Here is a 6,171-nt window from a genome sequence, read left to right as displayed (position 1 = left end):
TCCTAAAAACTTATTCCGTAATGACTATTATTCTTGATTTCATTTTACTAGATCTTTATAACTTTAGATAAACTGATACTGAATTGTAACGCATAACTTCATTATGTAGGAATAGAAATCGTACGACCTATACAGTGAGAATATTCACTTGATTGTTTATGAGATTGAATCCTCATTGAACAAGGATTGGAGGGATATTGAGCAAAAGGATCCAGCCTCGGTACTGTATCCTCCGTTAATACCTAAATCGTCTGCCACCTATATGGTACATCTTAATAAGCATGTTATCTTTCTTATTCTAAATAGTTGTTTTCTTAGAAAAATTCAAACTAACCTCTTACGGATATCATACCGAAGAGGTTAGTTTGAATCCACTTTATTTTTGTAGCTTTGAAACAAAATTCGATCAAAAACACCTCTCAAACCCATATATACCGTATATAAGTAAGATTCCATTTTGAAAACACTTTCTAATGTTGATCTTCAACAATGGCCCGAATCAAGAAGGGGGCTGATAAAATTTTTCATTTACCTATTGAACAGCACGTAACGTGCTGTTTTATACTATAGAAAATAAAGGTGAGGTGAAGTAATGTACACGATTGGAAAGCTCTCGAAGAATACCGGTGTTACTGTGAGGACATTGGATTATTATGATGAAATTGGTTTGATTAAACCTTCATCAAAAACGGAGGGAGGGCACCGCTTATACAGTGAGGATGACGTTATGCGGCTGGAACGAGTTTTAGCTTTAAAATATATGGGATTTTCACTGGAGCAAATTAAAGATATCCTGGAAAATTCCACTTCGACCTGGCAGGAGTCGATCCAGCAGCAACTGGAATTGATTAAACGGGAACAGGAACGTCTGCAGGTCCTGGAGCAATCACTGCTTGGTGTCTCGTATTCCATTGAGATCGAAGGTGAAATTAACTGGCAAATTATTTTTAGTATTATTCAGCTGTATCAACAGGATCCTGAAGATGCCTTACAGCAATATAAAGATTACTTGAGCGACGATGAAATGAAAAAAATCATGGATATGAATGTGCAAAATATGAGTGAGGAAGACATAAGGAATTGGATGAAGGTCATTCATGATATCAAAAATAATCTTACCATTGACCCGGCTTCAGAAAAGGCACAACAGATGGTGGAAAACTGGTTAAATCAAGCAGAGGAAATGTATGGAAATGACGAAAAATTACTTGGAGATATGTGGGGAGCACTGCAGAATTTAAAGGAAGGCATTGCTTTTTACCCTATGAACAAAGATGTTATCCAATTTATTGAAAGTGTTTTTATTGCAAAGGAGGAATTAAAAAAATGATTCTCGATATAAAAGGTGTTACGAAGGTTTTTCGTGGTAAAGAAGAATCCAAGAATGTTGCCAATGACAATCTCACATTTACGATTAATGAAGGAGAAATATTTGGCCTTCTTGGACATAATGGTGCGGGAAAAACGACGTTAGTTAATCAAATATTAGGACTGTTAACACCTGATCATGGTGACATTCATTTGCTGGGGGAATCAGTCATGCAATCACCTGCACGTGCTAGGTCCATTTGTTCCGTACAGCCACAATCCCAAGTATCATTGGGCTTACTTACTCCAAAGCAGGCAGTGACGCTCATAGGGAAAATGCGATTGGGGAAAAAGTTTGAACCAAAGCGTGTGGAAGCACTTTTTGAAGCATTGGATATGGGGGCTTGGGCGAATACAGAAGGCGAAAAGCTGTCGGGTGGAGTGCGAAGGCTGACAGCCTTTTGTATGGCGGTGATTGCCCCAGGTGAGTTAGTTATCCTTGATGAGCCAACCAATGATGTTGATCCGGTTCGCAGAAGTTACCTTTGGCAGGTGATACGTGACTTGACGAAAAACGGGAGCGCCGTTATTTTAGTAACGCACAATGTTCTGGAAGCGGAAAAGACAGTGGACCGTGTGGCTATTATGGATAAAGGAAAAATATTGACACAAGGGGATCCTTCGGAAGTAAAAAGTTTAGTAGCAGACCGGATGCGAATTGAACTTAGTCTGGAAAAGGAATTTAAAAATATCGAGGTTCCTGGCTGGGCACTTTCCCCGCATCAGAACGGAACCCGACTTATTTTCTCTTTAGATCCATCAAAAGTATCCTCCACGATTGATTGGGCAAAGAATCAGACAGATAAAGGCCTTGTTATAGACTATTCCCTGTCTCCAACTACAATTGAGGATGTTTATATTGAATTAACTTCTAAAAAGGGGGTAGTTTCTTAATGAATATGGTCAGCCATTATAAGTATGTTTTTCAAATGCAGCTTCTTAGAAATGCCGGGTTTTTTATATTTATGGCTTTATTACAAATACTAATATCCATAGGGATTGTTATAGGATTTTCCTATCTTATACCAAACCCCGATACGGAAACAATTCTATTTTTAGCAACAGGAGCCCCGACGATTATTTTGATTATTGCAGGAATGGTTATCCTGCCTCAGCAAATTGGTACGGCAAAGACAGATGGATATATGGAGTACATGCGTACCTGGCCTGTGAGACGCTCTGTTATCCTTGGGGCAGATACAACCATATGGTTATTGATTACCTTGCCGGGAATAATCGTTTCATCTATTGTTGCACACCTCATGTTCACTCCCGGATATGATATCTCCTGGACGGTCGTTCCGGTATTACTCATGATTGCATTAACTTCAATTGGTGTTGGATATGGATTTTCCTATCTGTTGTCACCTACAGCATCAATGGGTATTTCCCAGGTTGTTGTATTTGGAGCACTTATGTTTTCACCGGTAAATTTCCCAATGGATCGGCTGCCCGAATGGCTTCAGTCACTTCATGAAGTGTTACCCATTTATTCGATGGCAGAAGTGATGCGCGCTTCACTGGCTGCATCTACCTTTGATGCAACGATGGGAAATTATATTAATTTAATGGTATGGTGCATTTTAGGGTTTGGTGGAGCTATATTTATTTTAAATCGGAAGTAACGGTAAAAAAATATTCCATTTCAGATGAAAATAAGTGGGAAAGGGACTTGGAGGGAAGTCCTTTTTCTGTTTCTGGATGAAAATCATGAATTTGGTTAAGTAATTCAGTTGATAAATAAGGAGAAGAAGCTACAAGTCTCTTTTTTATTCGATTAAAATTTTCTTGTTTAGCAATAAAGAGCTTTAGATCAAATTCAAGATCTGTTAATATTTCTATCATCGTATAAATTTTATCCTTCTCATACTTTTGGTTATCTAATGTCACCCGGGTAAGTCTAAGCCCTTTCCTCCCACGTGCTTCCTTCAGATGCCACGTCACAATAGACACCCTTGCTTTCCACTTTCCTACTGCCTAGCCTGTAGTGAGCCCAAGAAGTTAGACCTATCGGGCACACAAAGAAAAAGCGTCCTCTAAGAAACGAAAGAACGCTTTGTGACATTACATTTAGTGAAACAACTTGTAACTTTTGAAAATAGAGATGAATCTTGCTTAGATTTTTGAAATCAAGATTAACATGTTTTATCACTTACTCTACCAATTTGTTCAAATATGCCTTGCGTATAATAATAAAGCTCAGAGTAAACAACAGCAAAATAATTCCTACACCCACCGTAGTCATCTGGAAAAAAGCTGGTGAAAGTACATCACGAATACTGAATAACACGATAAATAATAAAATCGTAGCAATTGTAAGAGGGACAAAAATCAGTATTGCTAATTCTCTTGTCACAATAACACTAATTTCTTTCATAGATAGCCCGATTTTGCGAATGCCCAAATATTTTTCTTTTTCTCCCGCTAAAGAGGTCTGCAAGTAAAAATAAAGAATACTCATGGCTGCACTTAAAAAAATCAGACTAAGCATAAAACCAATAAAGAACAAGATCCTCTTTACAAATAACTCAACATCATATAATGAAATTTTCGATGCGACATAACTCTCACCTGGTTCTGTCATGATTTGTGATTCTATTTTTTCTGCTACATCCCGCTTCTCTGTCCAGTCCTCTAATTCATAGGCAAACACATGATATTCTGGATAATTGATTTCTTCATAAATCGCATCTGGTATAACATAATATACTGCCCGAAAGCCTGTTGTAAGAATCATTCGTTCTTCTAATCCTACGTTCTGAAGCGGGTCATCCACATAATCCTGAATGGCATCCGTATTTGGAATTATTCCCTCATTTCCTGCCACAACATAATATTCATTATCGTTAAGTGTTATCGCTTGGTGTGTACCAAGTGCATTGAAATTAGCATTCGACAGGAAGCCAATCCTGCGGTCTTGGTCTGTTTTGAACGCAGATTGATACGCATCGAAATCTCCCACTGTTTGCTCAAGGGTTGTCTCCATAAATTCAATATCTTGCTGTTCTTTTTCTAAAGGATTATCTGGAAGTGAAATATATTGAAAGCTATACGGATATACAGCTTCCGTATTTTCTTCGACATTATAATACGAACTGTACAAAACACTCGTCGTAACAAATACTGCAAGCAGTAAAATACTGAGCAAATAAATGACATGAGCGTGTGAATTGCCTTTGGCTTGTAAATTCGATACAAATAACATATTGGTTTTTCTGTAATACGAGGAGCTTTTTTTCAATCTCCGAATCGTAAACCAGATTCCTTGGGTTAATACAATATAAATCGTCATTAACAAACTGATAAACAAAATAATAAAATAACCAATTCCTAAGCTTTCAATGATACCTGGGCTTACTTTAAAAAGTAGTAATAAAACTGTACTCACTAAGATGGATAAAAGGAACCTCCATGGAGTTGGAAGTATTAATTTTTCCTGTGTTACATCTGCTTTTAACAGTTGTACAGCTTCTTCTTTCTTGATAAATCGTGTCGTTATTTTGGAAACAATTAAAAATAAAACACTAAATAAAATGAATGTCATTGCAATAGCTTGTACGGGTACATACATTCCAAAGCTATCTGCCTCTAAGACATTTTTAACGACCATTAAAAACAGAGGAGAAACGATTAATCCAACAACTATGGCTATAATAATTGCAGCAAATGCAATCAGCATATTTTCTCGGAATACCATTTTCTGCACTTGCTTCGTCGATGCTCCAGAAATAATAAAGACGCCAAGGCTTTTCGTTTTCTTCTTTAAAAAAGCCAGCATCGAATAAATAATAAAAATAAAAGAAAAAATATAGACAATCATACTACAAAGAATCATAGTGATTCCAAGTGAGCTATGCGGATCGATTGCATTCATCATTGGATGAAATGCAGTAATCAAAAAAAAGAAAAAGACTAAAATAGAAAAGACGCTACTCAGAAAATAGGAAATATAGGTCCATTTATCCCGTAATATATTTTGAATGACAATATGATTAAAGCTCATGATATCCACCACCCAAAAATGTCAGTGTATCTACAATTTCTTGATAGAATTGCTGCTTGTGGTCACCTCTCTGTATTTCATTGTAGAGCATCCCGTCTTGCATAAAAATCACTCGCTCAGCAAAACTGGCAACATACGGATCATGTGTGACCATTAATAAAGAGGTTTGAAACGTTTCGTGAATGGATTGAAATAGCGTCATTACGCTATTTGCTGCTCTAGAGTCCAGATTCCCAGTCGGCTCATCTGCTAATAATAGACTAGGCTGATGAATAACTGCTCGTGCAATGGCTACACGTTGCTTCTGTCCCCCTGAAATTTCAAAGGTTCTCTTCTTCATTATTTCTTCAATTCCTAAAAACTCAACGACTTCCGCTAAACGGGATGTCATATCCTTTGCACTCACTGCATCGAGTGTCAATGGTAATAAAATATTTTCTTCTACGGTTAATGTGTGAACCAAGTTAAAATCTTGAAAAACAAAACCCAATTCACTACGTCGAAACTTTGCAAGACCTTCATCATTCAGTTCATATGGATTTTTTTGGTTAATTATAATAGAACCATTTGTCGGACGGTCTATGGTTGATATACAATTTAAAAATGTCGTCTTCCCACTTCCAGATGGGCCCATTACAGAGACAAATTCATTACGTTTCAGTTGAAAATCAATTCCTTTTAAAGCTTTATAGTTCACTTCTCCCACATACTCCTTATGGAGTTGTTGAACATTTAAAATGATATCTGACATATATATCACTCCTGTTCTTTCATTGTTACCTTTAATATACCGAAGTAGT

At 36.9% G+C, this 6,171-nt stretch carries 6 protein-coding genes; 3 read left to right on the top strand and 3 right to left on the bottom strand.

The window, feature by feature from the left end; translation table 11 throughout:
* Positions 1-592 precede the first annotated feature (592 nt).
* The 3 genes from ACERJO_RS19040 to ACERJO_RS19030 are packed head-to-tail and all read left to right on the top strand — an operon-like array spanning position 593 to position 2,993.
* A complete protein-coding gene (locus ACERJO_RS19040; RefSeq protein ID WP_247107529.1) occupies positions 593-1,330 on the top strand; it encodes a MerR family transcriptional regulator in 738 nt (245 codons plus the stop codon).
* Positions 1,327-2,262: an ABC transporter ATP-binding protein gene (locus ACERJO_RS19035; protein WP_373648534.1), complete on the top strand. Its 936-nt coding sequence runs from the start codon at positions 1,327-1,329 to the stop codon at positions 2,260-2,262. The genes ACERJO_RS19040 and ACERJO_RS19035 overlap by 4 nt, the downstream gene beginning before the upstream one ends.
* The gene (locus tag ACERJO_RS19030) at positions 2,262-2,993 is read left to right on the top strand and encodes an ABC transporter permease (RefSeq protein WP_247107527.1); all 732 of its coding nucleotides are present in this window, start codon (positions 2,262-2,264) and stop codon (positions 2,991-2,993) included. The genes ACERJO_RS19035 and ACERJO_RS19030 overlap by 1 nt, the downstream gene beginning before the upstream one ends.
* On the opposite strand, the gene ACERJO_RS19025 is transcribed toward ACERJO_RS19030, so the two are convergent.
* From ACERJO_RS19025 to ACERJO_RS19015, 3 genes are all read right to left on the bottom strand, one after another.
* Positions 2,974-3,321, bottom strand: coding sequence for a hypothetical protein (locus tag ACERJO_RS19025; RefSeq protein ID WP_373648533.1), 348 nt, complete (start codon positions 3,319-3,321; stop codon positions 2,974-2,976). The genes ACERJO_RS19030 and ACERJO_RS19025 overlap by 20 nt on opposite strands.
* Positions 3,322-3,520: 199 nt before the next feature.
* The gene (locus ACERJO_RS19020) at positions 3,521-5,371 is read right to left on the bottom strand and encodes an FtsX-like permease family protein (RefSeq protein ID WP_373648532.1); all 1,851 of its coding nucleotides are present in this window, start codon (positions 5,369-5,371) and stop codon (positions 3,521-3,523) included.
* Entirely contained in the window at positions 5,361-6,122 is a 762-nt protein-coding gene (locus tag ACERJO_RS19015) for an ABC transporter ATP-binding protein (RefSeq protein WP_373648531.1), read from the bottom strand. The genes ACERJO_RS19020 and ACERJO_RS19015 overlap by 11 nt, the downstream gene beginning before the upstream one ends.
* Positions 6,123-6,171: the final 49 nt, after the last annotated feature.

Origin of the sequence: Halalkalibacter sp. AB-rgal2 (genome assembly GCF_041821005.1) — a bacterium.
GTDB lineage: Bacteria > Bacillota > Bacilli > Bacillales > Bacillaceae_D > Halalkalibacter.
This window is presented reverse-complemented; position numbering and strand designations above follow the sequence as displayed.

Coding starts and splice junctions, on each gene's coding strand:
- ACERJO_RS19040 (WP_247107529.1), top strand. CDS start 593: ATGTACACGATTGGAAAGCTCTCGAAGAATACCGGTGTTACTGTGAGG.
- ACERJO_RS19035 (WP_373648534.1), top strand. CDS start 1,327: ATGATTCTCGATATAAAAGGTGTTACGAAGGTTTTTCGTGGTAAAGAA.
- ACERJO_RS19030 (WP_247107527.1), top strand. CDS start 2,262: ATGAATATGGTCAGCCATTATAAGTATGTTTTTCAAATGCAGCTTCTT.
- ACERJO_RS19020 (WP_373648532.1), bottom strand. CDS start 5,371: ATGAGCTTTAATCATATTGTCATTCAAAATATATTACGGGATAAATGG.
- ACERJO_RS19015 (WP_373648531.1), bottom strand. CDS start 6,122: ATGTCAGATATCATTTTAAATGTTCAACAACTCCATAAGGAGTATGTG.